Origin of the sequence: Marinobacterium sp. MBR-111 (genome assembly GCF_040547585.1) — a bacterium.
GTDB lineage: Bacteria > Pseudomonadota > Gammaproteobacteria > Pseudomonadales > Balneatricaceae > Marinobacterium > Marinobacterium iners.
Genome location: NZ_JBEPQA010000001.1, coordinates 60,051 through 86,000, shown reverse-complemented (window position 1 = coordinate 86,000; position 25,950 = coordinate 60,051). Strand labels below are relative to the sequence as shown.

Sequence of the window (25,950 nt, the reverse complement as noted above, 5' to 3'; positions counted from 1 at the left end):
CCGCTGAAGTCTCAGGCCATCGTCTCATAACTGAGCCGAATCATCCGGCGACAGGATAGCATTGGCCTGATAGTGTTCAGCCCACTTCACCAACTCCTCCGCCCGCATCGGCCGAGCAATATGGTACCCCTGCGCCTGATCACAGCCAAGCTCATGCAGCACCCGCAGATCCTGCTCGTTTTCGATACCTTCCGCCACAACCGTCAGCTCCATCGCGTGACTCATATCGATCATAGCCTGCACCAGCCGCGCGTCAGTACTGCCTGCCTGTACTCCACTGACGAAACTGCGATCAATCTTGAGCATATCGAGTGACATCTGGCGGATATAACTAAGGCTGGAGTAACCGGTGCCAAAATCATCAATGGCGATACGCACCCCCTGATTGCGCAAACGGCAGATCTCATGCTCGGTGCGCTCGGCACTGTGCAGAAAACTGGTTTCAGTCAGTTCCACCACAAACTGATCAGCCGGTAACTGGTAGGTATGCAGTGCCTTGAGGACCTGATCCGCCACTTCAGTACGCTGAAACTGACGAGCAGAGAAATTGACCGACATTTTCAGTGTCAGGCCCTTAGTCAACCAGTCAGCTGCATCCTGTACAGACTGATCCAGGACCCAGGCGCCAATTGACTCAATCAGTCCGGTATCTTCGGCCACCGGGATAAAATCATCCGGCGTTACACGTCCCAGCTCAGGACTGTCCCAGCGAATCAGGGCTTCGACACCCAACAAAGCGCCACTGCGAAGGCAGACCTGTGGTTGATACACCAAGGTGAACTCTTCACGCTCCAGGGCCTGATGCAAGAAACTGTTAATACGATAACGACTCAACGTCTGTTCGTGCAGAACAGGCGAGAAGAAGCAGATATTGTTGCGGCCCCGCTCCTTGGAATGCTCCAGCGCCACCTCCGCAGCTCGCACCAGTTCTCCCGGCTCATTGGCATCAGTCGGAAAAACCGCCACCCCAATGCTACCAAGAACACGTATCTCGCGATTCTCGATCAGGATTGGCAGTGACAATGCCCTGCTTATCCGGTCAAGACAGGCCGTGATGCAGGTCTCATCCTCGAGCTCTGTCAACAGAATATAAAACTCGTCCCCTGACGGCCTCGCCGCGGTGCCGCACTCCTGCAGTGCAGACTCGATCCTCTCGGCAATCTGCTTCAGTACCTGGTCGCCACCGCTGTGGCCAAAGCGATCATTGATCTGCTTGAACATATCCAGATCCAGCGCCAAAAGCGCCAACGATCTCTGCTGCTCGCGGGCAAAACCCAGCGCCATCTGCAGCCGGTCATGAAAAAGCCGACGGTTGGCCAGCCCTGTCACACTGTCAAACCAGGACAGCTGCTGCATGCGTGCTTCCGAGCGCTTGGCTTCGGTCAAGTCATGAAATATGGCGGCATACTGTGTGATCTGGCCGTCGTCATTCTCGATGGCGGTAATGCTGAGCCATTCAGGATAAATACCTCCATCCTTGCGCCGGTTCCAGATCTCTCCTTGCCAGCGCCCTTCTTGCTCCAGAGTCTGCCAAAGCTGGCGGTAGAATTGACGATCATGACGCCCCGAACTGAGCATGCTGGGGTTACGCCCCAGCGCTTCCCAGGCTTCGTATCCGGTGATGGCGGTAAACGCCGGGTTGACACTCTGAATGTTGCCATTGCCATCGGTGATCACAATCCCCTCGCGGGATTCATTGATCACCCGCTCAATCAGGCGCAGGTTATGCTGAGACTGTTGCAGGGCACGGCTCTTGTCATGCAGCAGTTCTCGCAGCCGGTATATGTAATCCAGCTCGACACTGCGCAGTATATCGCCATAGGAGGCCAGGCCAATCACTGTCTCGTTGTGATCCTTAACGCCGATATGACGGCAGTTATGTTCACGAAAATAGCGCCGCACGTTATAAAGGCTCAGGCGGCTATCAACCGATATCAATCTTGGCAGTGCCAGACCCGCCAGCGGCTGATCCAGGTCGACCGCTTCGGCCAGCAGACGAATGACATCGGTTTCAGTCATGATCTGCCAGCCTTGAGCGTCATCACCTACCAGCATGGCGGTATAATTCACGCTGCGCAGGCGTTCGATTGCCCGCCTCAAGCTGCAGTCCGGGGACAGTCTGAGCACATTGAAATTGGTAATTTCTTCCAACGATTTGAGAAAAAGGTCGTGCTCCAGCCCTTGGCTGTTAACGACATCACTCTGGCTGACAATACCAACCCATTGACCGGCCATCCCGACAACAACTGCATGGGCTGCACTTTGACTGATAAACTCAAGCCCCAACTCATCCACGCTCAGATTGGCATCCACCTGCAGTACCGGTGCCAGCATACTGGCTTCAATCAGGGTATTGCTGGAGCCCTGCTGCAACACCAGCTGCATCGCTCTGCTGCGGGTCAAGAGTCCCACCGGACGGGCACCATCTTCCACCAACACCGAGCCAATATGGTGCTGCGCCATCAGGGTCACCGCCTGCGACAGGGGTGCACCGAGTTCGATGCTGATAATTTCAGCCTGGCAGATTGCTGCAACCTTCATTGCCGGCAGATGTCGGAGATGTGTATTCATGACCTGCAAGATTACCACACTTCACTATTTGCGCTAATTGTAGTCTATCAGTGACAGGGTTTTGATTCGCATCAAAGCATTGCTCTGCTGTCACAGCTGTGACAGCATCAATGCATTACCTGCCGATTGCCGGATTCATTGTCGGAACCTTTTTCGGAACTGCGACCATGCAACAACCCTCTCTGAGCGCCCTGACCGCTATTGTTGAACAGATTGCGCGTACCGGCGATCCTGAAGCTATGATGAGTACCATCGTCCAACGCCTGTGTCAGCTGATGCACGTTGATGTATGCAGCCTTTACCTGTGCACACCGGATCAGGAGCATCTGATCCTGGCCGCGACCGAAGGTCTATCCAGAGAAGCTGTTGGCAAGGCCCGACTGAAGCTTGACGAGGGACTGGTAGGGCATATAGCCGCCTCACTGAGCACACTCAATCTTGGCGATGCGCCGGCGGATGATCGCTTCGTGTTCATTCCCGAAACCCACGAAATGCCCTACCACCGCTTTCTTGGCGTGCCGCTGATCCATCTGCGCCGCCTGGTGGGTGTACTGGTGGTACAGGGGCGCGAACGCGAACCTTTTTCCCAAGAGGTTGAGGCCTTCCTGATTACAGTCGCTTCCCAGCTGGCCGGCAGCTTGCATGCCTTGCAAAGCCGGGGTGACTGGTACAAGCAACGCCCGCGCAGCAATCGCGGCGTGTACCGTCGCCATGTCGGTCTCAAGGGAGCCCCAGGGCTCGGCCTCGGAAGACTCTGGCTCGTAAAACCACACATGTCGCTCGATCAGGTTCAGCCCGGGATCAACAGTGATCCGGTTCAGGAGCGCGATGAGTTGCTGGCAGCCATCGCCATGGTCAGTGACGAGCTCGAGTCCGGCTCAGGCCATCTTGGCAGCCACCTGCCCAGCGATGTACACGCGCTGTTCAGCGTCTATCAAATGATGCTGCATAGTCCCGAGCTGACCCAGCAGACACTGGCACTGATTGAGGCCGGCGACAGTGCCGCCTGGGCATTGCGTCAGACAATCGAGCAAATGGCCGATCAGTTTCACCAGTCGGAAGACCCCTACCTGCGCGCCCGTGGTGAGGATATCGCCAACATCGGCCAGCGGGTACTGAACCAGCTTTTATCGCGCGAACGCCCCGTCATCGAAACCCCGGATGAAGAGCTGGTCCTGGCCGGCGAGCTGGTCAGTATCGCCGACCTGGCTGACTTTCCGCTGCAACAGATTCGCGGCATTCTGTGCACTCAAGGGTCTACCCTGTCCCATACCGCCATTGTCGCCAATGCGCTGGGGATTCCTGCAGTGATGGGGCTGGAGCAACTTGAACCGGAGCACCACCGTGGCGCTCGCGTGATTGTTGATGGCAACCGGGCAGAAGCCGTACTCAACCCGCCACCACCGCTGTTGGCTGAATACAAGCGGATGATCGCGGAAGAAAAGCGTTTTATGGAAGGGCTCGAGAAGCTGCGCGATGAGCCCGCCGTAACCCAGGATGGTTTCCGCGTAACTCTGCTGACGAACACCGGTCTGCTGGCAGATGCCACTCCCGGCCTTCAGCGCGGCGCCGAAGGGGTTGGTCTGTACCGGTCGGAAATTCCGTTCATGATTCATGACAGCTTTCCTACCGAGCAGGAGCAGTTCACCCTGTACCAGAAGGTGCTGAAGGCCTATGCGCCTAGGCCCGTTACAATGCGTACGCTGGATATCGGTGGCGACAAGCAGCTGCCCTATTTCGACATCAGCGAGAGTAACCCCTATTTAGGCTGGCGTGGCATCCGCTTTACGCTGGACAATGCCCAACTGTTGATCAGTCAGGTGCGTGCCATGCTGAGGGCCAATGTCGACACCGACAATCTGAGGCTGTTGGTGCCGATGGTTGGACGGGTGGACGAGATGCAGGCGTTCCGCCAGTATGTGGAGAAGGCGGTCGATTCACTGCTGCGCGAAGGACATCAGGTAAAAGTGCCACCGATCGGCATGATGATCGAAGTGCCCTCCTCCATGTTGCTGCTGTCAAAGCTGGCCCCCTACATCGATTACGTTTCGATCGGCTCCAACGACCTGACACAGTATCTGCTGGCGGTAGACCGTAACAACCCGCGCGTCTCGGCGCTGTTTGACCATCTTCACCCGGCGGTACTAGTAGCCCTGGAATATATTCTGCAGCAATGCAAGGCCCTGTCACTGCCGGTGTCAATCTGTGGCGAGATGGCTTCAGACCCGGCAGCAGTACTGGTACTGACTGCCGTGGGCTATGACTGCCTGAGCCTCAGTGCCTACAACATTCCCCGTATCAAACTGCTTATCCGCTCGATCAACCGGGAAGAGCTGCTGCCGGTACTGGAGCAGGCCAGAGCCTGCAACAGCGAAGCCGAGGTACGTGCACTGTTGCTGCCTGTACTTGAGCAGTATGGCTGGGGACGTGAGCCACGCCCGCATCTGAACGACCCTGACAACGCCGAAGCGGGCTACCAATAACAGATTAGAAGTTACCAAGGCGGATACAGAGGAAGTTGTAGATCTCGTTCACCACATCCACCTCGCAGCAGCTCTCAACACCTTCAAAGCCTGGGGATGAGTTGGCTTCACACACCTTGTAGTGATCGCCGGCAAACAGCAGATCCACCCCGGCGATCTCCAGGCCCAGTACTCTGGCGGTTTCGATCGCCAGCCATTCGATTTCGGGAGTCATGGGATAGGGCCGCACCGAGGCCCCGCGTGAGAAGTTGGCCTTGAAGCTGCCCTCTTCCGCCACCCGCTCCATGCAGGCCACAGCTCGTCCCCCGATCACAATCACGCGCAGGTCTCGGCCACGACTGTCGGCGATGAACTCCTGCAGAATGATGTTGGCCTTGGGGTTGGTCAGCTCCACCATCTGCATCAGGTCTTCAAAATGGTTCAGGGTTTCGCACAGGAACACGCCACTGCCCTGAGAGCCGGAAAGCGTTTTTACCACCACCGGAAACCCGATCTGTTTCTTCACCAGCTCCGGGTTGACCGGAAACTTAACCAGCATGGTTTTGGGTACCGGTAGCCCGTTCTGAGCCAGAATTTGGTGGCTGTAAAGTTTGTCCTTGACCGTATCGATGCTTTCGGCCGAATTGAAACTGTGTACCCCAAGGCGCTCCAGGTGACGAATGACCGCCAGCGCAAAGTAATTGGTGCCCGCCCCCATGCGAGGCAGAAAGAAATCTGGCAGCGGGGTGGACTCGCCGTTGATCATCACGCTGTTGCGATCATCACGGGTGACCGTAAGGTCGAAGTCCTCGGGCTGATACACGCGGATATCGATGCCGTGCGAAGGCGCACGTGCAACCAGTCGCTCAAGTTCGTAGGTTTCCTGTTTGACCAGGGTGCTGTCCGATTTGTAAAGAATCCAGCCAAGCATCTGTCGGGGCTACTCCGAAGGGTGTGAGCGGCGATATTAAGCCCGCCAATTGAGCTGTACCAGAGTCTAGGCCAAAAAGTTTTACATCGCCTGCCACAACATGAACGCAGCACACTATACTCATATAAATAGATGAAAAAAATCCATGTTTCACCGGGTAAAAAGTGTTGTGTCGAACGGCGATATGGCGTCCAATGCGCGCACTTGTCGTACGCTGTCCAGACCTGTACAGCAGCCCTTTTTACCCCCTATATCTGACACACTGACAGCTTCCTGATTCCGGCAGATGTGCTGCCCGGTACGTCTGTCTGCAGGAGAAAGACATGAAAATCTGCTTTCTGATGTACCCCTGGGAACAAATCAAACCGGACACCGACACCACACTGCGCATGGTGCATGAGGCGGCCCTCCGTGGTCATACCGTGGCGATCACTTCACCCGCCAACCTGACCATTCGCGACAACATCAGCAGTGCGTTTTGCAACGTATTGCGCAAGGGCAGCAAGGTGTCGGACAACATTCCATCCTTTTACCGCCACGCCGAATTCCGCCGCAGCCGTCTGCCACTGGCTGGCTTTGATGCCATCATCGTGCGTCTGAACCCGCCGCTGGATACCATCGTGCTGAACTTCCTGGATTCGGTTCATGGTGAAGTGTTTATCATGAATGGACTGGATGGCCTGCGCATTGGCAACAACAAACTCTATACAGCGGCATTTAACGGCCCCGCTGCACAGTATCTGCCGGTGACCCATGTATCCAAGAACAAGGACTACCTGGAAAAGGCACTGGATGAGTCACCCGGCGAGCGCATGATCCTCAAGCCGCTGAACGGCTTCGGTGGCAAGGGAGTGATCGTCATCGAGAAAAGCGCGCGTCAGAGCTTCCGCTCTCTGCTCGACTTCTACATCGGCAGTGGCAGCAGCAGCAACTATGTCATCCTGCAGGAATACATTGAAGGCGCCGAGAACGGCGATGTCCGTATTCTGATGCTCAATGGCGAGCCTATTGGCGCAATGCGCCGCATCCCGGCCGAGAACGACATGCGCTCCAATGTGCACGCAGGCGGTCGCGTAGTGAAACACACCCTCACAAAACAGGAACTGGAACTGTGCCGCAGCTTCGGCCCGAAACTGGTGCGTGACGGCCTCTATTTCACCGGTTTGGATGTGATCAACGGCAAGTTGCTGGAAGTGAACGTCATGGCACCGGGTGGCATCGTTCGAATCAATAAGCTCAATCGGGTACGCCTGCAACGTCAGGTGATCGACTTTGTCGAAAATGTGGTCGAGGCGCGCAACATGGTCGAACAGCGCAAAACCGCTTTCCGCAAGGTGATCGAAGATGCAGACGCTGTCTGAAGCCCAGGTTGTCAGCCTGATCGAAGCACGCCAGCCGGTTCACGCCCGGCTGCGCAACGCCGGGCTGACCATACGCATTGATGAGTATGTGCCGCTGGTATGCACCGTTTTACATGCGGGCACCAGCCTGCGGCCTGAAATTTCCTCGCGGCTGGCCATCAGCGAAGAGCAGCGGCAGCGTTTCGAGACGACCGGTACGGAGCAGCTCGCCGCCCTGCTGCCGATCACGCTGATTGTTGAAGAATCTCGCCTGGGCTGCGACCTGAATTTTCCGCTGTCGCAATGCCTGCGCAGGCGCATCGACGGCCGCAGCCTGTGGCAGCGCCCTCCCACCAAGCAGATGCAACAGCGGGCTCATCGTCAGCACCAACGCTTCTACCATCTGCTGGATGCACTGTTGGATGCACTGGAAGAGGACCATGGCCACTGCCTGCTGATCGACCTTCACAGCCACCCACGAGAGCCAGGTACCGAAAGCGGGATTTTTCACGTCATCGCCAGTCAGGTACGTTTGCCGGAAGGTGAAACGGTGGTCAATGGTCTGCTCAAGCAGCTTGACCAGATCAGCCTTCCCAACCAGAGCGTCAGTGTATCGACCGGTGAACCGATACATCAGGGAGAGTACCTGGGTGCTCATGTGAACACCCGTCATGAACAGACCCTGACCATCCCCTTACAGATCGACCCGGTATTCCGCGACAGCAGCGGCGCCCTGTATCCACTGGTGGTGGATGCACTTTGCACCGGGCTGCATCACAGCCTGTACGAGGCCGCCGCCATTCTGGCCCGGCAAAGGTCGGGCCAACGGATTCGCGGCCATGACCTGATGCCCAGCGAACTACCTGGTGAAGTGCTGCGCGTCGACCGCGCACTTAAAAAGCTGGCCAAGGGGTTGGAGACTCTGTTGTACATCAACCCTATCAATATTGCCCGGGAAGAGCGGCTGTTCATGCGCAACCGTGGTCGCTATCAACCGCAGTTCCGCTATCGTCAGTTGCGCATTGACCCTTATGTACACCGCGAGAAGCTGTACCGCCTACCGGTTGACCGCATCCGCGACCCTGCCCTGCGCCAGCTCTACCGTGAGGTGATCGATGCACTGGCCGAGCGGATCGACCTGCTGGTCAGCATCGGCAGTGACCGCTTCCTGTATAATTCACTGCGTTATTACGGTGAACCTACCTCTGAAGATCTGGCGAATGCCCGTTTCCTGCTGCATGCCGCCGAACGGCCTGAAGAGCATAATGGCGTACGTTACAGTGCCGAAGAGATGATCCCGTTCTTCGAACAGAAAGCGCAGCAATGGGGGCTGGAGTGCAAGGTAGAGCTGTCGGATCGACTGCTGGCACAGGCGATGGTGAATAACGGCCGCAAGGCACTGCTGGTGAAACGCAGCGCCCGTGCCAGCGAGGCTGAGCTGCACGCGCTGGCACATCATGAGCTGGGGGTTCACATGAGCACGTCGCTCAATGCTGCTGCTCAGCCGCTGAAGGTGTTTACCCTGGGCCTGCCCGGGAATACCCATGCGCAGGAAGGACTGGCGATTCTGAGCGAGTACCTGTGTGGCCACCTCACGCTGAAGCGTCTCAAGACACTGGCATTAAGGGTCATCGCGGTTGACCAGATGATCCGCTACAACGACTTCTGCCGCACCTGGCGCACGCTGGTGGAAGATCACGCCTGCCCAGAGGAAGAGGCATTCAAGATCACTGCACGGGTACACCGTGGAGGCGGTTTCACCAAGGATCATCTCTACTTGAGCGGTTTCAGCCAGGCGTTGAAGCTGTGGCGCGAGGGGGATATCAAGGGGCTGTATATCGGCAAGACCGGCTTCAGCTACCTGCCACTGATCAACGAACTGCTGGCTCGCGGTCTTGTAGAGCCTCCGACCTACCTGCCCGACAGTCTGGTCAACCCACAAAACTGCAGTCCCGAGATCACCTACCTGGTGAACTGTATCCGCTGAATTGCTACAACCGGTCGTTCAGTATTCCAGCTGTTCCCGTGCCTCACTCCAAAGAGAGAGGCGCGGGCACTGATCCAGCAGCACCCCATCACGAAACATCATCACCTCTCCTTCAGGCAATGGCTGCCAGCTACGTCCATCCAAAGGCACGCTTGCCAGCATTACGCCGGGGTTGTTACGCAGCGGTTCAATCTCGATACCGTCTATATGGGCGTTACCACTCTCGTCACACTCCAGCAGATGCAGTCCTGGCGCCGAAACAGTGCCATCAGCCTGACGCCTGCGGTCACTGTGGGCAAACAATAGCTCTCCGTCTGAGTAGAGAAAGTTGGCCGTACCGAGCTGGCGCATGCGGGCCGCAAAATCGGCCACCACCGCCAGTCGTACTTCCGGATCGGGACGCCCATCCTGCCAAACGGCACTGATGCGATTCATCAGTACACAGAAGGCACGTTCGGAATCGGTTTCACCCACGGGACGGTAACCACCAGTGGGAAAACGCTTGGGGTTATGTATGAACTGGTTGAGATCACCATTATGTGCAAACAGGTGCATGCGTCCTGAGGCTTCTCGCTGAAACGGCTGGGTATTGCGCAGTGCCAGTTCGCCCTGAGTGGCATGCCGTATATGGCCGACAAACAGACTTGAAGGTCGATGACGCTCCCGCAGCCAGTGCGCCGTCTCACTGTGAGCACAAGCGGCCGCTTCACGAATCAGCTGGACATCTGCTCCCTCATACCAGGCAAAACCCCAGCCATCGCCATGAGGACCCTCCAGCCCATCATGACGAGCAAAGCGTTCCAGTGAAAGTGACAAATGCACAGGTTCAGCCGTTGAGATCGCCAGCAGCTCACACATGATTCAGGATACTCCAGCTGGTTGCGGAACTTCCTGCTGTCGACGCAAGGGCTCCAGCAACAGGATTGCCAACAGGGTAAAACCCACTACCGGGATCATCAAGGCGTTCATCGCCTGCCAGCCCAGGCTGGACTCCAGCCAGCCAGCTGCCAGCGCCGAAAAGGTGACCGTCCCGAATACCAGAAATTCATTGGCGGCCTGAGTCCGCGCCTTCTCAGCCGGCCGATAGGCCCTGGTCAGGAAAGAGGTTGCGCAGATGAACATCCAGTTCCAGCCCAGACCCAGCAGGAACAGCGCACTCCAGAAGTGCCACTCGCTGACACCGTGCAGGTTGATGCCAATACACACCAGCATGATGATCGCACCACAGAGCATAAGGCGCACTTCGCCAAAACGACGAATAAGCTGGCCAGTAAAGAAGGATGGCAGGTACATGCCCAACACATGCCACTCAATGACGTTGGCTGCACTGGAAAAGGCATAGCCACAACGATCCATCGCCAGCGGAGTTGCTGTCATCAGCAGGTTCATAACCGCATAACTTGTCATGCCCACAATCACCGCCAGCAAAAACCTTGGCTGCAGCAGGATTTGCCGCAACGGCCTTACTTCGCCATTCGTCCCCTGCTGCATCGGCGGAATTCGAATTTGCGTCAGAAGTACAAGTGCCAGCAGATACAGCCCGGCGAGTACGGCAAAGGCGCCGCTGAAATCGGCACCGATCTCGAAGTCACGGCTGTAAACGGCAATATTGGGCCCCAGAATGGCCGCAACCACCCCACCCACCATTACCATGGAAATGGCACGACTTTCATAGCCCTTGTTGCACACTTCAACGGCGGCAAAGCGATACAACATGCCGAAGCCGATGCCCACCCCAAGGAGGGCAGTACCCGTACAGAACAGCACAAACGAACGCTGTTGCAGCGCCAACAGGCAGAGCAAAGCACCGCTGAAGCCTATCAGGTTGCCCAGAAAGAAGCCGTTGCGCCGCCCGATACGCTGCATGATCAGAGAAGCGGGAATGGTCGCCAGCATCAGACCTATGAACTGAAACGCCACTGGCAGCGTAATCCACTCACTGGCCGGTGCGAGCTGCAGCCCAATCAGGGCGTTGACCGATACCAGCAACACATTGCCGGTGTTCAACAATGCCTGACAGAGTGCCAATAACCAGACATGGCGATTCATATACTTATTCCATCCAAGACCAAAGCCAGCTATTTAACGGCGATCTCTCCCCTTGATGCAAGCCGTAGCGGAGCCCTGAGCCAAGCCGGGGCAAAAAAATACGGAAAAGGCGGCACTAATGTTGATAATCTGAGACACTAAACACAGGCAGTTCCCCCTGTATACTGTAGATAAAAGCTGAACATCAGACTCACGACCGGGGTCTGGGACTGATTCAAGTCAGAATGGATTGAACTGATATGAACCTCGATGAACTTCTGGTACTGGTAATTGAGCCCTCACGACTTCAACGGCATATCATCATCGACATGCTCAAAGACGTCGGGCTACGTGAGATTGAGCCATTTGAAGAGGCCGGTCCCGCGCTTGAGCGGATGCAACATGTAGTGCCGGATATCGTTGTCTCTTCCATGCATCTGCCGGACATGACCGGCACTGAGCTGGTAACCCGCATGCGTGCCAGCGCCGAGCTGACCGACGTGACCTTCCTGTTGATCTCTTCGGAAACCCACTACCGCTATCTGGAGCCGATTCGCCAAGCCGGCTCCATCGCCATCCTGCCGAAGCCGTTTCGGCGTGAAGAACTGGAAGTCGCCCTGCGCAACACCATGCACTATATACGCGATACTCAGGAAACCGAACCGCTGGATAATGATGAGCTGGAAGACATGCAGGTGCTGGTGGTGGATGACAGTGTCATGTCACGCAAGTTTGTCCGCCGCAGCATGAACGCCATCGGGATCAATAATGTCATTGAAGCCAAAGATGGGGCCGAAGCACTGCAGATAATGAAACAGCAGCGCTTTGATTTGGTGATCTCTGACTACAACATGCCGAATATTGATGGTCTGGAGCTGGTAGAGCATATTCGCCACTACAGCGATCAGCCGACTGTTCCGGTGATGATGATCACCTCTGAGCAGAATCAAAGCCGTTTGGCTGCTGTTCAAAGTGCCGGGGTTTCTGCCATTTGCAACAAACCGCTCAACTACGACATGCTCAAGCAGCTGGTGCGTCAGCTGGTAGCGGTGAACTGATCTTTAGAGATCAGTTCACTGTTTTCTCTTCCGTATCCCGCAACAACTGCTCAGGGTTAAAGCCCATGATCAGTGCCCCCCAGTGCTGACCATTAAGGTAGATCGGAATCGACAAATCATTCAGCACCTCACCGGTATCACGTACAAAGGTCTGCAGCAGGAACGGTGAAGTGTGAGAAGCCCGGCGCTTCTCGGCACGATTGCCATTGAAAATGCGCCGATTGCGGCTTTGCAGGTTATCAACCTCAAAATTCCCGGTTAGAGGCTTCGAAACCTTGGAGTGGTGTGCCGGCGCATAACCATTCTTGTCCACCGTAATGGCATAGATAAACTCGGGTCGCTCGGTGATAAAACGGTCAAACAAAGGCTGCAGCGCCTGCTCAAAGCGGCTGGTGTAGCTGCAGTCGAACTTCTCAGGCTTCTGCCCCTTGTTGGTACAGCGGTAGTTGTGATCGAACAGATTCACGCCTTCGGCCTGCAGCCTCTGCATCGCATCAACGGTTTCCTGTGCCCAGTGCTTGCCGGTCTGAATCATGCGCTCAAAACCACCATAGCCGATAATGAAACGTGACAGCAGCTCCTGGGTTTCTTCCGTCGAGATTTCCAGCTCTTCAGAATAGGTGCGCGATTGCGCCATTTCATCACGGATGCCACCGGACAGCTCGGTAATCTCACGCACATGACTATGCGATTCCCGGTTGGTGTGTGACAGTTCATCAATGGCGGCACTGATACCGGTCAGCTGTGCGTTAACCTCTTCGAAGTCATGTACCATGCGGGCAAATTGTTCATTGGTACTGACAATGAACTGATCCGTGTTCTCGACGTACTCCAGAATATTGTGGGCACTGCTGCGAGTGCTCTCGACCAGACCCGCCATTTCACTGATGTTTTTGTCAATCTGCTGGGTAGCGGCACTGACCTTCTGTGAAAGGTTGCGCACCTCATCTGCCACGACAGCAAAACCACGCCCCGCCTCGCCCGCACGGGCGGCCTCAATGGATGCGTTCAAGGCCAGCAGGTTGGTCTGATCGGAAAAGTCCTTCACCATGGACAGAATACTGGTGATATTGCCAGAGTTCTCGCTGAGCTTGTCCACCGTTTGCTGGAACCCAACCGCCAGATCGCACACCGCTTTGACCTGCTCCTGAACCCGTTTGAGCTCTTCGCTGGAGCCATGCACTTCCTGCATGTTGCTGTTGTTCTGTTCACTGATGGTGAGTGTGCTCTGGGCGATCTCGTCAATCGCCTGGGTCGACTCCTGACTGGACTGAAATACCAGCTGGGCCTGTCCCTCCTGACGCTCCGCCGAAGCATGCGCCTGAATCACCACCTTCTGCAGTCGCGTTGCGCAGAGCGCTACGCTTACTGAGCGGCGCTGACTCTCGGCGATCATCCGTTTAAGACTGGCCGAAAACTCGTTGTAGGCCGCCGCCATTTCGGAAATTTCATCATGGGTGTATTCCGGCAAGGTGGCTGAAATATCACCATCTTCCTCCTTGATTGCACGCAGCACCGACGTAATTTCACGAATCGGGCGCAGAAACAGATGGCGCATGAAAAAGATGGTGAAGATGCCCGCCAGCAGCGCCAGCGTTACAGTGGTACCGGTCGCAAACATCAAGGCAATAAGACTGCTTTCGATCGCGCCAAGCTGGGTTTCATTCAGATCGAGGCTGTGCAGCAGCTGGCGCAGCTCGGCAGCGTAATAGATGCCAACCAGAATCAGAACCAGATGGGGTAACAGCAGGAAGATGACATTGCCCACAATTTTTTTGGTCAATGTATTGAAAGCGGCCTTCTCAATAGCTGTATAGAGACTCATCAGACACTCTTTCTTATCGTTATAGGCACAGGGGATGGCTCGCTTTGCGGCCTCCTGCGACGAAGTGACCTATTTTGGCCACAGATACAAGCGAGGTGCCATCCTCCTTAGGTATCAAGACTACCAGTTCAAACAGACAGTATATTGAGCCAACTCAGCTCTTAATTGAATGTGTGCGGGGCAATGATGCGCCAGCAGAGCATGAAAACGCGGACCATGGTTCATCTGTTGCAGGTGACACAACTCATGCAGAATGACGTAATCCTGAAGCCTGGGCTCTAGCTGCAACAAACGCCAGTTCAGACCAACTTCACCTTTTGAGGAGCACTGTCCCCAGCGTGCTCGCCAGCTGCCGATACTAATGCTCGCCGGTATCAATCCGGTTATCTGGGCCAATTCCTGACAGCGCGGGATCAAACGCGCTTCAGCCTCGACCCGAAACCACTGCTGCAGCAGAGCTCGCACGGCCTCACGCTCTTCACGGCGCACCCGAGCCGAGAGGGTCAGTTTTAATTGTTCCGGCAGCTGACGCACTTCGTTTCGGGCGGCTCTCTGCCACTCCAGTGCCAACCAGCGTCCATCCAACATTACACGACCACCCTGACTAATCTGGATCTGATACCGGCTGAGCTGCTCCCGCTGATGACTCAAGTGACGGTTGATCCAGTCATTGCGACTGAGTACAAATCGATCAATGTCATCTCGACTGACACCGGCTGGAGCACGCACCTGAATTTCGGCATCACGGATGCGAATGCCCAGGGTTTTACGCTTGCGGCTGCGGATCAGCTGGTAAGCGTGTGTCATCACCGCTCCCGCGCTGCGCGCAGCAACTGATCAACCAGCGGCAACATTTGTTGGCGCAGCTGTTGATCGCTGTCACGAGCATAGCGCTGTCGTTCGTCCAGCCTGGCCAGTTGCTCCAGCCTGCCCTGTTGCTCTGGCCATTGAGTAGCCAGAACCCGGAGCCAGCCTGTCAGGGACTGACAGGGCTGACGCGGTTCAAACTGCTGCCCCAGCACGGCCTGTAACCGTTGCAACCTGCGTTCGAAGGGATCCTTGCGACCCGCTCTGAGGCGTTGACGCAATTGCCAGCCCATAACGGCTGCCACAACGGCGGTAGCCGGCAGCATCAGAGCCAGAATCATGCGCCAGTAGTCCAGTCCACCCAACCAGTCCTTGAGCAGATCCGTTTGCTGACTCTGGTAGTTCAACACCCAGCGATGCCAGGCAAAATTGAAGGCTTCGTAGCGCAACTGCAGCTGGCGAGCCCAATCGGCCTGCAGCCTGAAACCACGCCCGCCACTGAACGCGGTATCGCCACGCTGCTGAAAAAATTGTTCCGTTGAAGATTCAATTCGCTCCGGTGCCACGGCAGCGGTCGGGTCAAGCCGTATCCATCCCGCCCCTTCCAGCCACACCTCGGTCCAGGCATGGGCATCGTACTGACGCAGCTGCAGGTAGTTCTCGTATGTGTTCCACTCACCACCCTGATAGCCTGTAACCACCCGCGCCGGAATCCCGGCTGAGCGCAGCAGAAAGGTACTGGCGCCAGCGAAGTGCTCACAGTAGCCGCGACGTGTCTGAAACAGGAACTGATCGATACCGTCACGCCCCAATATCCCGGGTGTCAGAGTGTATTCAAAATCACGATTGAAATGATTCATCAATTGACGAATGAACAATTCAGGCTCGCCATTGCTGTCCTGTTGCCATTGTCTAGCAAGCGCCCGGCTGCGGTCATTACCCACTTGCGGCAACTGCAGGTAATGTTGCTGTTCCTGCTGTGTCAGCAGAGGCTGGAGCCGATAATCCTGCACCGATTCAAGCCGATATTGGGTGCGCCGCTCCAGAGGAGCGTTGTTCACCAGCGTTCTGAACGGCGTCATCCGCTGCCCCTGTGCCTGAGCCAACGGCAAGTCCAGCGCCATCAGCCAGGGCATGCCACTGGGCTCCATTACGATTTCATACCCCTGCGGCTCGGCCTCGGCAATCAACTTTTCTTCTCGCAAACGGCTGAGCTGACCCGGCGAGGCCTGACGCCAGCTTCGTCCATCAAATTGGCTCAGTACCAGCGCTCGCCAGTAACGCTGAGCCGGAGCAGGTGGTTGATTGCCATCAAAACTCACCCTGAACGCCAGCGCATCTGACAGCGCCAGGTCACTTACATCACCAGGGCTCATGCTGTCTGACAAGCCGGTGGTGGCACGCGGAGAACTGATCTCCACTGACCAGAAAGGCTCCAGCCGCGGGAACAGCAGAAACAGTACCAACATCAGTGGCAGGGCCGGCAGCAGCAACCCAAAGGCGCGCTTGAAGGGTGGCAGCCATTGCGTGCGTCCCGGTCGCTGGTGAATTGCACACAGGGCGGCCAGCAACAGCCAGACCACCAGCAATACGTACGCGGCGACCCAGACACTTTCATGAAACAGAAACGCCGTCGCCAGTACAAACAGGGCCACAAACAGCAGAATCAGCGCATCACGGCGGTGATAGATCTCGATCAGTTTAAGTGCCAGTCCCAAAACCAGCAGTGCGACCATCGCTTCAGGACCCGCATTGCCACCAAAACTGAAAATCAATCCAAGCGTACCGGCACCTATCAGTGCCAGCTTGATCAGCCAGTGGGGAAATGGCCAGCGGCCGGTATGGATCATCAGTCGTGCACCCACCATGGCCAGAGCCAACAGGGTGGTCCAGATTGGCAACCAGTTCAGATGAGGCAGTAGCACAGCGACAAATGTCACCAGCTGCAGGATCACCGCACTTCGACTTATCTGCACGTGCCTCATGCTCGACCTCCACGACCATACAGCGCAAGTCGCTTCAAAGCTTCATAGCGATGATTATCACCCTGCTCGGGGAGCAGCTCCAGGGCTCCCAGCCTGAGTCCGAAGCGCTGCTCTCGTCTGGACAGTTCCAGCACCCAGTAGGTCAAGCGTGAGAGACGCTGCTCAAGGTTTCCCGGACAAGCTTCAAGGTCCAGCCAGATATCCGGGCTCTGCTGACTTCCAAACTGCTTGGCCTGAAGACCCAGCCCGCGGGCATAGCTTTTCCAGTCAATCTGACGCAGCGACATCCCTGGCTGAAACTGTTCAAGACCTGTGAAATCATCTGTGCCATCCCGCTTTTGCAAGCCGGTTTCGCCCGACTGGCCGCCGCCTTCAGGAGCCGGAAGCTCTCCCCCAAGAGGCTTGGGATAAACCAGTGCCTGCAGCTCCAGGCTGACCCAGGTCCAGGCTCTGAACAATCCCAGCGGAAAACAGGTTTCCAGCTTCAAGCCACCGGGATCCAACCAGCCTCGCTCAGGTGCAGCACAGAAAAGCTCCAGACGCTGACCTCTGTGTTCCAGATCAATCAAAAGAGGGCTGCCCTGCTCAAACTGCAATCGTATCTGCTCAGGCTGCCGCCCAGCCTGATGATCCAGTTCAAGTTCGAAACCGGCCTGCTCACCTGCAAAACAGCTGTTGCCACGAAGTGCCTGCAACTTTATGCCGGCCAGGTTGCTGTAAGTGTGCAGGCAGGAGACCAGAAATACCCCGGCTGCCAGAAAGGTGATGGCATAGATCAGGTTGTTTTCGTAGTTGACGCCCATTATCAACAACATAAGCAGCAGCAACATGAAACCGGCGCCGGCGCGGGTAGGCAGAATGAAAATGCGCTTTTGGGTCAGTGTCACACTGCGACTTCGCGGGTAGCGCTTCAGCGCCCAGCGTCGAACACGTCCCTGTAGCCGTGATCGCAGTGTGTCAACCAAGAACATCCACCTCCGCCATCAACTCTGACACCAGCCGACGGCTTTCATGACCCGCCACATCCTCTGCTGCCCGCACGCGATGACCGACCACCGCTTCGAGTACCGCCTGAACATCTTCCGGCACCAAGTGATCTCGCCCATCCAGCCAGGCCCAGCAGCGTGCGCAGCGCAACAGAGCCAGCCCGCCGCGAGGTGAAACCCCATAACTGAAGCCGGGCGCATCACGGGTGTACTGCAACAGACGCTGCACGTAGTCAATCAAGCTGGAAGAGGCATGTACATCACGGCACGCCGCCTGAGCCAGTGACAATTCAGCTGGCGTCAGGCATTGTGGCAGCCCCCCCAAATGCTGGCGAGTATCCCCGCCCGTCAGCAGGCGCCGTTCAACATCTGGGGCCGGATAACCCAGGGCAATACGCATCAGAAAACGATCAAGCTGAGACTCGGGCAGTGGAAAGGTGCCGTACTGGGTAGATGGATTCTGGGTCGCAATGACAAAAAAAGGCTCAGGCAGCGGATAACGTTCACCCTCAATACTGACCTGCCCCTCTTCCATCGCCTCCAGCAGTGCAGACTGGGTTTTGGGGGTGCTGCGGTTGATCTCGTCCGCCAGCAGAAGCTGGGTAAAAACCGGGCCAGGATGGAAGCGGAAACTGCCCTTGCCGGGTTCAAAAACACTCACACCGAGGATGTCGGCCGGCAGCATGTCGCTGGTGAACTGAATTCGCTTGTCGTCCAGCCCCAACACGCGTGCCAAGGCATGCGCCAGAGTCGTTTTGCCCATACCGGGCAGATCTTCGATCAGCAAGTGTCCCTCTGCCAGCAGGCAGGTCAATGCCAGGCGCAGTTGCTCATCCTTGCCCAACAACACCTGTCCCAGCGTGCTCAGTGCATTTTCCACCTTGTGTCGCAATTGATCAGTCACAGTTATCTCCTCCCTGTTATAACCACAGTGTAACTGCAGAGCCTCCATCTGAACCAGCATGGCTCAGGAACGAATCCGCTCCAACAGTTGACGAGCACTCGCGATGGCGCCGTCGATGCCGCCACCAGCCACCCAGTCACCACAAACCAGTACACGGGCATCATCACTGCAGAATGATGACAGCACCGGCTGTCTGGCATGGGCATAAAGCCAGCGATGAATACGGCTCTGGACCAGTTTAGCCGGCTGCATGCACAACGCCGAAAACGCCTGTAACAATTCAGCCTGAACCCGCTCGGGCGTATCACCAACATGACGCCTGCTCCAGTCAGCTCTGGCCTCAACCGCCCAAGTTTCGCCACTGCGGCCGGGCTTGCTGCCATCGCGCCAGAGCCTTTGCAGCAAGGAATGCTCCCCCTCCAGCCATTCTACCTGTGCCAGCCGATCAGGTCTCTGCTCAAGCTGCAGCAATAACATCCAACAAGGCTCCATCTCCACTGTTCGAACGGCCCGCTGCAGCGCAGGCTCACACTCCAGCAGAGATACCGCCTGAGGGGCCGGTGTGGCGATTACGACTCTGTCGAATTGACCTTGAGCGGTACCGGCATCATCTTCCAGAACGCACCCCTCTTCATCCGAAAACTCGATCCGAGTAATACGGACACGGGTATTGAGCTCAACTCCATTCAACAGGGCGCGGGTAAGACCACTGCTGCGTGGCTGGGCCAGCCAAAGCTGTTTAGCCGCCACAGGCTTCAGGTTAAAATCCACAGCAATGGGTTGCCAGTGGGACAGGGGTGGCATTGACGCTCCTGGCAACAGCGCCGCCAGAGCACTGCGTTGAGATGGATTGAGCCCGGGAGCTCCCAGATCCATACTCAGCTCACCCAACCTCGCGGCCGCCAGGCGACCACCGGTACCCCGGCTTTTGTCAAAAACGGTTACCTGCGTTCCAAAGCGATGTAGTCCTTCAGCTACCAGCGCACCAGCAAGCCCCGCACCTATAATTGCCACCCGTTCTCCCTGCTTCACGGACCAATGCTCCTTGATGTTCTACAAAATTTTTCATACTACGCCATTTTGGTCGCTTGAGATCATGCCTGAGGGCCGCTGCGGGTTGCACCTGCTCTGCCGGGCCGTTAGCATGTTGCACCAAACCAACCGGGAGCCCTGCCAAGCTGCCCTGTTTTCGGCTCGCTGAGCCCTGTGTCATCACTGGCAGGGGTTGATCGACCGGGAGCCTGTGCATCGACGCATCTCCGCATCACCAGGAGAGACCCTGATGCAGATCGCTGACAAATCCGTTGTATCCATCCACTACACTCTGACCAATGCAGAAGGCAACGTGCTGGACAGCTCCAATGGCCAGGAGCCACTTGCTTACCTGCACGGTGCCAGCAACATCATCCCGGGACTGGAAAATGCCCTGCTCGGCAAGGCCGTGGGTGACAGTCTGCAGGTAACCGTTGAGCCTGAAGAAGGTTATGGTCCTATGCGCGAAGAGCTGGTTCAGGACGTTGATCGCAGCGCCTTTGCCGGTATCGATGATGTACAGGTGGGCATGCAGTTCATGGCTCAGACCCCCTGGGGTGAACAGCCCGTGACTGTGGTTAAGGTTGAAGGCGAGAACATCACGCTGGATGGCAACCACCCGCTGGCAGGCCAGACGCTGAGCTTTGACGTAGAAGTTGTTGAAGTACGTGAAGCGTCTGAAGAAGAGCTTGAGCACGGTCACGTTCACGGTGCCGGTGGACACCAGCACTGAGTTCGGAGCTCAGCACTGATCAGGATGCCCGGCCATGCCGGGCATTTTTGTTTTCAACGATCGTCAGATGTTGCTTCAATCTTGTGAATACTCAAATCCGCGCCATTGAACTCTTCCTCAGCAGTCAAACGCAGGCCCACCAATGATTTGATGGCACCATAGACCACCAGACCACCCAGCACTGCAATCACAACCCCAAGCAGAGATCCGAGCAGCTGTGAAACCAGGCTGACACCGCCCAGCCCACCCAGTGCTTCACTGCCAAAGACACCGGCGGCAACGCCTCCCCAGACACCACACAAGCCGTGCAACGGCCACACCCCCAGCACGTCATCGATCTTCCAGCGGTTCTGTATCAGTGTAAACGTCCACACAAACAGCGCACCGGCCACACTACCGACCACCAGAGAGCCCAGTGGGTGCATCAGATCAGATCCGGCACAGACAGCCACCAGACCCGCCAGCGGGCCATTATGAATGAAGCCCGGGTCATTGCGCCCCGCAATTAGCGCACTCACGATACCGCCAACCATCGCCATCAGACTGTTCATTGCCACCAGACCGGACACACCATCCAGCGTCTGAGCCGACATGACGTTGAAACCGAACCAGCCAATACACAGAATCCAGGCACCCAGTGCCAGAAACGGAATATTCGACGGCGGGAATGCAACCAGCCGGCCCCCCTTGTAGCGACCATGACGTATGCCCAGCAACAGTACTGCAACCAGTGCCAACCACCCACCAACACCGTGCACCACAACAGAGCCGGCAAAATCATGGAACGGTGCCCCGAAGCGCTCCTCCAGCCAGGCCTGAACACCAAAATTACCATTCCAGGCAATACCCTCGAACAACGGATATACCAGCCCAACGACCAGAGTTGAGGCTATCAAGAACGGCCAGAAGCGACCCCGCTCGGCAATTCCACCCGAGATAATGGCAGGAATCGCAGCGGCAAAGGTCATTAAAAAGAAAAACTTTACCAGCTCATAGCCGCTGTCGCGGGATAGCACGGCAGCACTGTCATAGAACGTGATTCCGTAGGCCAGCCAATAGCCTACGAACAGGTATGCCAGCGCTGAAAAGCCAAAATCACTCATGATCTTGGCCAGTGCATTGACCTGGTTCTTGCGACGTACCGTTCCCACTTCAAGAAATGCAAAGCCGGCATGCATGGCAAATACCAAAACGGCGCCCAACAGGATAAACAGAGTATTGGCACTCTGCGACAGCTGCGAGATTGCACTGCTGATGGATTCCACTCGATCCCCTCCGTCTGTTGACGGATGCACCATCAAGAGGCAACTGCACCGCAATACAGCACCGCTTGAATCAACACCCGAAGTAAGTTGAATGGCTCAGACGGCGTGGTGACTGGGCTTACGCACCAATGTGTACAATTTGCACCAGCGCCGTGCAGAGCATTGGTGCAAAATCAAGCAGTTTTTGTGCCAGTTCAGTGCAGTCGGGCGATAAAAGCCCCGTGGCAGTGCATCAGCGACGATGACGAATTTCAAAGCAACTGTGAATTCTGGCGTTGCGCTTGAAGTCCGGGTCCAGTGTTTGGGCCGTAATATCCCGGATTTCAAAGTCCGCCAGCGCCTCACGATCGATACTGAAACGGCGGTAGTTATTGGAGAAAATCAGCAGACCATCATCACGCAGCAGCTGCATCGCACCCTTGATCAGCTGCACGTGGTCTCTCTGCACATCCAGCACATCATCCATCCGCTTCGAATTGGAAAAAGTGGGCGGATCCATGAAGATCAAATCATAGCGATTCTGGTGCGGTTGCTGCAGCCACTGCAAGCAGTCCGAGCGGATCAGCTGATGTTGCGCCTTCGGCAGGCCATTCAGCTCCAGGTTGCGCCGAGCCCAGTCCAGATAGGTCTGAGACAGGTCCACACTGGTGGTACTGCGTGCCCCACCCACACCGGCATGTACGCTGGCACTGGCGGTGTAGCAGAACAGATTCAGCATATCCTTGCCCGCCGCCAACTGCTGTACTTTGAGCCGAGCCGGGCGATGGTCAAGAAACAGACCGGTATCGAGATAATCGTGCAAATTAACCTGCAGCTTGCAGCCATGCTCAATGACTGTCATGAAATGGCCGGTCTGGTCCTGGCGCTCATATTGCTGCTGGCCCTGCTGACGCTTGCGTTGCTTCAGAACCACCCGCTCCGGCGGCAGTTCAAGCACCTGCGGAACGGCAAGCATCACATCCTGAAGTCGCGAGAACGCCTTGACCGGATCAATGGACGCAGGTGGTGCATATTCCTGAACCACCGCGTGGTCTGGATAGATATCCACGGCGACGGCATATTCGGGCATGTCAGCGTCATAGGCACGGTAGCAGCTGATCGACTCTCGCTTCACCCACCGGGACAGCTGTTTCAGATTCTTTTTCAGGCGGTTGGCAAACATCTGCGCCTGTTCGGACAAAGCAACGGTCTCACTGCCCTGTTCCAGCCGCTGCCGGGCTTCCTCACGCTGCTCTTCCGATTGCTCATGTACGGTAAACAGCAGCAGTTTGCTGTCGATGGTGCCGTTGAACAGCCGGTATTGTTTCTCCGCCCGTAGCTTCATCACCTTGCACAGGTCAGGGTTGCCGGTAAATACAGCAGCCTGCCAGTTGGCAAAGTCCTGTTTCAGTCGCTCGCCCAACAAACGGTACAGGAACATCAGCTCCTGGGTTTCGCCGAGGCGCTCACCATAGGGTGGATTGGTAATCAGCAGGCCTTTGGCGCCTCCCTCTGGCCTCTGTAACTGATCCAGTGGCCGGCGTTCAAATCGGATCAGTTCAGCGACACCGGCACGGCGGGCGTTTTCTTCAGCCCGCGACAGCACACTGGCATCGGCATCAAAACCATAGAACTGCGTCTGTACCTTTACCAGACCGGTTTCACGACGCTGGCGAGCTTCTTCAACCAGCTGCTGCCAAAGACGTGAATCATGCCCCGGCCAGCGACTGAAACCAAATGTCTGTCGAAACAGGCCAGGCGCGATATCGGCGCTCATCAGTACCGCTTCCGTCAGCAAAGTACCTGAGCCGCACATGGGATCAAGTAGCGTATCAAAGCCAGCGGCGGGCCAGCCCGCCCGAATCAACACGGCAGCGGCCAGGTTCTCTTTCATCGGTGCCGCACCGGCTTTGAGGCGGTAGCCGCGCCGGTGCAGGCTGTCTCCAGACAGATCAAGTGCCACCGTAGCCCGGTTACGCTGCAGGTGAACATTGATGCGCAGATCGGGTTGGTTGCGCTCTACACTCGGACGCTGTCCAGTTGCAGAGCGAATCTGATCCACAATGGCATCCTTGACTTTCAGTGCACCAAAGTGAGTGTTGTTGATCGCGTCAGAACGGCCATTAAAATCCACCGTCAGAGTGCCGGAGGGACGGAGATGCTCAAGCCAGTCCACGGTCTGTACCAACTGATACAGTGCATCCGCGTCCGGCACCTCACCTTCTGCCAGAGGCATCAGCACCCGGTTACCAAGCCGAGACCAGAGGCAGATGCGGTAAGCGGTTTCAAGTTCGGCCTCACAGGACACACCCGCGACGGTCTGACGTACTTCGGCAGCACCCAGCTGAGTCAGTTCGTCCTGTAACAGATTTTCCAGCCCCTTGGGACAGGTGATGAAAAGTTGCATTGTCTGGAGTAGCTCCGACCTGGTCATGACGATGTTTTACTGTCTGCAGGTAACGACCTGTCATGAAAGTGAAAAATATTCATTCAAGCGCCGCAACTGCAGCAATTCGGATTAAGCACTTGATTTAATAACCGATGCTGCAATTGCGCTCGGATAAATTTTATTACAACACTGTAACAACATAGTTTATTTAAATCGCCACGGCCTGTTTTTTCAGATATCAATAGGGGTGTGACGTCACGACAGAAAACCGTAAAGCGCATCCCCGTTCCATGCAGTTACCTTAACGTCGGGGACAGTATAATCAGAATATGTGAGGCGCAAAGTATGAAGAAACAGAAACGGGATCGTACCTCTACTCTGTTTAATCGTGGATTCATGGCTGGCATCAACGGGCGTTCCCGTGAGGAATGCCCAGTCCAGACAGTTGAGCTGCGCAGTCACTGGATGAGTGGCTGGCGCGAAGGACGTGAGGCGCACTGGAGTGGAATGTCTGGCGTTTCTGCTATCCAACACAACCCTTCAATGCACTGACGGTGCAACTCACCTCTTAAATCTGAACGGCAGGCCTGCTCGCAGGCCTGCCGCCGGGTTCAACCTCGCTTAAGCTGTTCAATTGCTTCAAGCGAATCCCGTACCAGTGACGGCCCACGATAGATGAATCCGGTATAGATCTGCACCAGGCTGGCGCCCGCCTCGATTTTCTCGGCAGCATCAAAGCCTTCGGTAATCCCCCCCACACCAATGATCGGCAGAGCACCATCCAGATGTGAAGCCAGTGTCCTGATCACCTCAGTAGAACGATTGCGTACCGGTGCGCCACTCAAGCCACCCGCCTCATCCGACAGTGGGCTGTCTTCAACCCCCTCGCGTGACAGCGTAGTGTTGGTGGCAATCACACCATCCATCTCGTAGGTTTTGAGAGCGGTGGCTACAAGCCCCAGCTCTTCATCATTCATGTCCGGAGCAATCTTGACCGCAATGGGTACATAACGTCCATGCAGACTGGCCTGCCTGGCCTGTTCGGTTTTCAGAGCATCCAGCAGACTGTTCAGCGAATCTCCGAACTGCAGTGTACGCAAGCCCGGCGTGTTGGGCGATGAAACATTGACCGTAATGTAGCTGGCACGGGAATACACTTTGCGCATGCACACAAGATAGTCCTGATCAGCCTGCTCGTTCGGAGTATCCTTGTTCTTGCCGATATTGATGCCCAGAATGCCCTTGTAGCGGCTACGATCAAGATTCTTCAACAGCTGATCAACGCCAGCGTTGTTGAACCCCATACGATTGATAATGGCATCATGCTCCGGAATCCGAAACAGTCGAGGCTTTGGATTACCCGGCTGCGGCCTGGGAGTTACCGTGCCCACCTCAATAAAACCGAAGCCCATGGCAGCCAGGCCGTCGACGGCGGTACCGTTTTTGTCCAGACCCGCCGCAAGCCCAACCGGGTTGGGAAAGCGAATGCCCATCACCTTGGTCGGCAGAGAAATTTGCTGAGCACCCAACAGGCGAGGCAAGCCCAGAGAGGCAGCAAGGTTCATACTGCCCAATGCCAGTTCGTGCGAGGTTTCGGCGTCCAGCCTGAACATGAGTGCGCGTGCGAGGTCGTAGAGCATGAGAGTCACTGAGGTGGTTATAAACTGA

Annotated in this window: 19 protein-coding genes; 6 read left to right on the top strand and 13 right to left on the bottom strand. The window is 56.3% G+C overall.

The annotated features are described in order from the left end of the window. Nucleotides 1-24: 24 nt before the first annotated feature. Nucleotides 25-2,571, bottom strand: a complete 2,547-nt coding sequence (locus tag ABIE61_RS00420) for an EAL domain-containing protein (RefSeq protein WP_354405906.1) — start codon at nt 2,569-2,571, stop codon at nt 25-27. 167 nt (nt 2,572-2,738) lie between these two features. Here ABIE61_RS00420 and ptsP point away from each other — a divergent pair, with 167 nt between their 5' ends. Then, a complete protein-coding gene (ptsP, locus tag ABIE61_RS00415) occupies nt 2,739-5,054 on the top strand; it encodes a phosphoenolpyruvate--protein phosphotransferase (protein ID WP_354405904.1) in 2,316 nt (771 codons plus the stop codon). A 4-nt stretch (nt 5,055-5,058) separates the two neighbouring features. On the opposite strand, the gene ABIE61_RS00410 is transcribed toward ptsP, so the two are convergent. Continuing rightward, nucleotides 5,059-5,964, bottom strand: coding sequence for an ATP-grasp domain-containing protein (locus ABIE61_RS00410; RefSeq protein ID WP_091823708.1), 906 nt, complete (start codon nt 5,962-5,964; stop codon nt 5,059-5,061). A 323-nt stretch (nt 5,965-6,287) separates the two neighbouring features. On the opposite strand from ABIE61_RS00410, the gene ABIE61_RS00405 reads away from it, so the two are divergent. Then, nucleotides 6,288-7,325: a glutathione synthetase gene (locus ABIE61_RS00405; protein WP_091823711.1), complete on the top strand. Its 1,038-nt coding sequence runs from the start codon at nt 6,288-6,290 to the stop codon at nt 7,323-7,325. Continuing rightward, nucleotides 7,309-9,291 (top strand): flavohemoglobin expression-modulating QEGLA motif protein, encoded by a 1,983-nt coding sequence (locus ABIE61_RS00400; RefSeq protein WP_354405903.1) that lies wholly within the window; start codon nt 7,309-7,311, stop codon nt 9,289-9,291. The genes ABIE61_RS00405 and ABIE61_RS00400 overlap by 17 nt, the downstream gene beginning before the upstream one ends. A gap of 18 nt (nt 9,292-9,309) precedes the next feature. Here the strand turns inward: ABIE61_RS00400 and ABIE61_RS00395 are convergent, their stop codons facing one another. Both ABIE61_RS00395 and ABIE61_RS00390 read right to left on the bottom strand, forming a co-directional pair. Further along, nucleotides 9,310-10,149, bottom strand: coding sequence for a class II glutamine amidotransferase (locus tag ABIE61_RS00395; protein ID WP_354405902.1), 840 nt, complete (start codon nt 10,147-10,149; stop codon nt 9,310-9,312). Between the two features lie 3 nt (nt 10,150-10,152). After that, nucleotides 10,153-11,340, bottom strand: coding sequence for an MFS transporter (locus tag ABIE61_RS00390; protein ID WP_354405900.1), 1,188 nt, complete (start codon nt 11,338-11,340; stop codon nt 10,153-10,155). Between the two features lie 239 nt (nt 11,341-11,579). On the opposite strand from ABIE61_RS00390, the gene ABIE61_RS00385 reads away from it, so the two are divergent. Next, on the top strand, nt 11,580-12,377 hold the full coding sequence (locus tag ABIE61_RS00385) for a response regulator (RefSeq protein WP_091823722.1): 798 nt from the start codon (nt 11,580-11,582) through the stop codon (nt 12,375-12,377). A 10-nt stretch (nt 12,378-12,387) separates the two neighbouring features. Here ABIE61_RS00385 and ABIE61_RS00380 read toward each other — a convergent pair whose 3' ends face one another. The 6 genes from ABIE61_RS00380 to ABIE61_RS00355 form a co-directional block, all read right to left on the bottom strand. Beyond that, nucleotides 12,388-14,202: a methyl-accepting chemotaxis protein gene (locus tag ABIE61_RS00380; protein WP_354405899.1), complete on the bottom strand. Its 1,815-nt coding sequence runs from the start codon at nt 14,200-14,202 to the stop codon at nt 12,388-12,390. Between the two features lie 120 nt (nt 14,203-14,322). Beyond that, nucleotides 14,323-15,009: a M48 family metallopeptidase gene (locus ABIE61_RS00375; protein ID WP_354405898.1), complete on the bottom strand. Its 687-nt coding sequence runs from the start codon at nt 15,007-15,009 to the stop codon at nt 14,323-14,325. Then, complete coding sequence (locus tag ABIE61_RS00370; RefSeq protein WP_354405897.1) at nt 15,009-16,994, bottom strand: transglutaminaseTgpA domain-containing protein; 1,986 nt, start codon at nt 16,992-16,994, stop codon at nt 15,009-15,011. Before ABIE61_RS00370 ends, ABIE61_RS00375 begins: the two co-directional genes overlap by 1 nt. Further along, on the bottom strand, nt 16,991-17,959 hold the full coding sequence (locus tag ABIE61_RS00365) for a DUF58 domain-containing protein (RefSeq protein WP_354405896.1): 969 nt from the start codon (nt 17,957-17,959) through the stop codon (nt 16,991-16,993). Before ABIE61_RS00365 ends, ABIE61_RS00370 begins: the two co-directional genes overlap by 4 nt. Next, nucleotides 17,952-18,872: an AAA family ATPase gene (locus ABIE61_RS00360; RefSeq protein ID WP_502915018.1), complete on the bottom strand. Its 921-nt coding sequence runs from the start codon at nt 18,870-18,872 to the stop codon at nt 17,952-17,954. The genes ABIE61_RS00365 and ABIE61_RS00360 overlap by 8 nt, the downstream gene beginning before the upstream one ends. Before the next feature lie 75 nt (nt 18,873-18,947). Continuing rightward, the gene (locus ABIE61_RS00355) at nt 18,948-19,916 is read right to left on the bottom strand and encodes an NAD(P)/FAD-dependent oxidoreductase (RefSeq protein ID WP_354405894.1); all 969 of its coding nucleotides are present in this window, start codon (nt 19,914-19,916) and stop codon (nt 18,948-18,950) included. 250 nt (nt 19,917-20,166) lie between these two features. Between ABIE61_RS00355 and ABIE61_RS00350 the strand changes: the two genes are divergently transcribed. Continuing rightward, on the top strand, nt 20,167-20,649 hold the full coding sequence (locus ABIE61_RS00350) for an FKBP-type peptidyl-prolyl cis-trans isomerase (protein WP_091823740.1): 483 nt from the start codon (nt 20,167-20,169) through the stop codon (nt 20,647-20,649). 53 nt (nt 20,650-20,702) lie between these two features. On the opposite strand, the gene ABIE61_RS00345 is transcribed toward ABIE61_RS00350, so the two are convergent. Both ABIE61_RS00345 and rlmKL read right to left on the bottom strand, forming a co-directional pair. Next, nucleotides 20,703-21,914, bottom strand: a complete 1,212-nt coding sequence (locus tag ABIE61_RS00345) for an ammonium transporter (protein WP_354405893.1) — start codon at nt 21,912-21,914, stop codon at nt 20,703-20,705. Between the two features lie 232 nt (nt 21,915-22,146). Beyond that, a complete protein-coding gene (gene rlmKL / locus ABIE61_RS00340; protein WP_354405892.1) occupies nt 22,147-24,300 on the bottom strand; it encodes a bifunctional 23S rRNA (guanine(2069)-N(7))-methyltransferase RlmK/23S rRNA (guanine(2445)-N(2))-methyltransferase RlmL in 2,154 nt (717 codons plus the stop codon). 327 nt (nt 24,301-24,627) lie between these two features. On the opposite strand from rlmKL, the gene rmf reads away from it, so the two are divergent. Next, nucleotides 24,628-24,834, top strand: coding sequence for a ribosome modulation factor (gene rmf, locus ABIE61_RS00335; RefSeq protein ID WP_091823749.1), 207 nt, complete (start codon nt 24,628-24,630; stop codon nt 24,832-24,834). A 59-nt stretch (nt 24,835-24,893) separates the two neighbouring features. Here the strand turns inward: rmf and ABIE61_RS00330 are convergent, their stop codons facing one another. After that, nucleotides 24,894-25,922, bottom strand: a complete 1,029-nt coding sequence (locus tag ABIE61_RS00330) for a quinone-dependent dihydroorotate dehydrogenase (RefSeq protein WP_354405891.1) — start codon at nt 25,920-25,922, stop codon at nt 24,894-24,896. Between the last annotated feature and the right edge of the window lie 28 nt (nt 25,923-25,950).

What these genes read in the sequence shown, in the direction of transcription:
- ABIE61_RS00420 (WP_354405906.1), bottom strand. Translation starts at nt 2,571, where the DNA reads ATGAATACACATCTCCGACATCTGCCGGCAATGAAGGTTGCAGCAATC.
- ptsP (WP_354405904.1), top strand. Translation starts at nt 2,739, where the DNA reads ATGCAACAACCCTCTCTGAGCGCCCTGACCGCTATTGTTGAACAGATT.
- ABIE61_RS00410 (WP_091823708.1), bottom strand. Translation starts at nt 5,964, where the DNA reads ATGCTTGGCTGGATTCTTTACAAATCGGACAGCACCCTGGTCAAACAG.
- ABIE61_RS00405 (WP_091823711.1), top strand. Translation starts at nt 6,288, where the DNA reads ATGAAAATCTGCTTTCTGATGTACCCCTGGGAACAAATCAAACCGGAC.
- ABIE61_RS00400 (WP_354405903.1), top strand. Translation starts at nt 7,309, where the DNA reads ATGCAGACGCTGTCTGAAGCCCAGGTTGTCAGCCTGATCGAAGCACGC.
- ABIE61_RS00395 (WP_354405902.1), bottom strand. Translation starts at nt 10,149, where the DNA reads ATGTGTGAGCTGCTGGCGATCTCAACGGCTGAACCTGTGCATTTGTCA.
- ABIE61_RS00390 (WP_354405900.1), bottom strand. Translation starts at nt 11,340, where the DNA reads ATGAATCGCCATGTCTGGTTATTGGCACTCTGTCAGGCATTGTTGAAC.
- ABIE61_RS00385 (WP_091823722.1), top strand. Translation starts at nt 11,580, where the DNA reads ATGAACCTCGATGAACTTCTGGTACTGGTAATTGAGCCCTCACGACTT.
- ABIE61_RS00380 (WP_354405899.1), bottom strand. Translation starts at nt 14,202, where the DNA reads ATGAGTCTCTATACAGCTATTGAGAAGGCCGCTTTCAATACATTGACC.
- ABIE61_RS00375 (WP_354405898.1), bottom strand. Translation starts at nt 15,009, where the DNA reads ATGACACACGCTTACCAGCTGATCCGCAGCCGCAAGCGTAAAACCCTG.
- ABIE61_RS00370 (WP_354405897.1), bottom strand. Translation starts at nt 16,994, where the DNA reads ATGAGGCACGTGCAGATAAGTCGAAGTGCGGTGATCCTGCAGCTGGTG.
- ABIE61_RS00350 (WP_091823740.1), top strand. Translation starts at nt 20,167, where the DNA reads ATGCAGATCGCTGACAAATCCGTTGTATCCATCCACTACACTCTGACC.
- rlmKL (WP_354405892.1), bottom strand. Translation starts at nt 24,300, where the DNA reads ATGCAACTTTTCATCACCTGTCCCAAGGGGCTGGAAAATCTGTTACAG.
- rmf (WP_091823749.1), top strand. Translation starts at nt 24,628, where the DNA reads ATGAAGAAACAGAAACGGGATCGTACCTCTACTCTGTTTAATCGTGGA.
- ABIE61_RS00330 (WP_354405891.1), bottom strand. Translation starts at nt 25,922, where the DNA reads ATGCTCTACGACCTCGCACGCGCACTCATGTTCAGGCTGGACGCCGAA.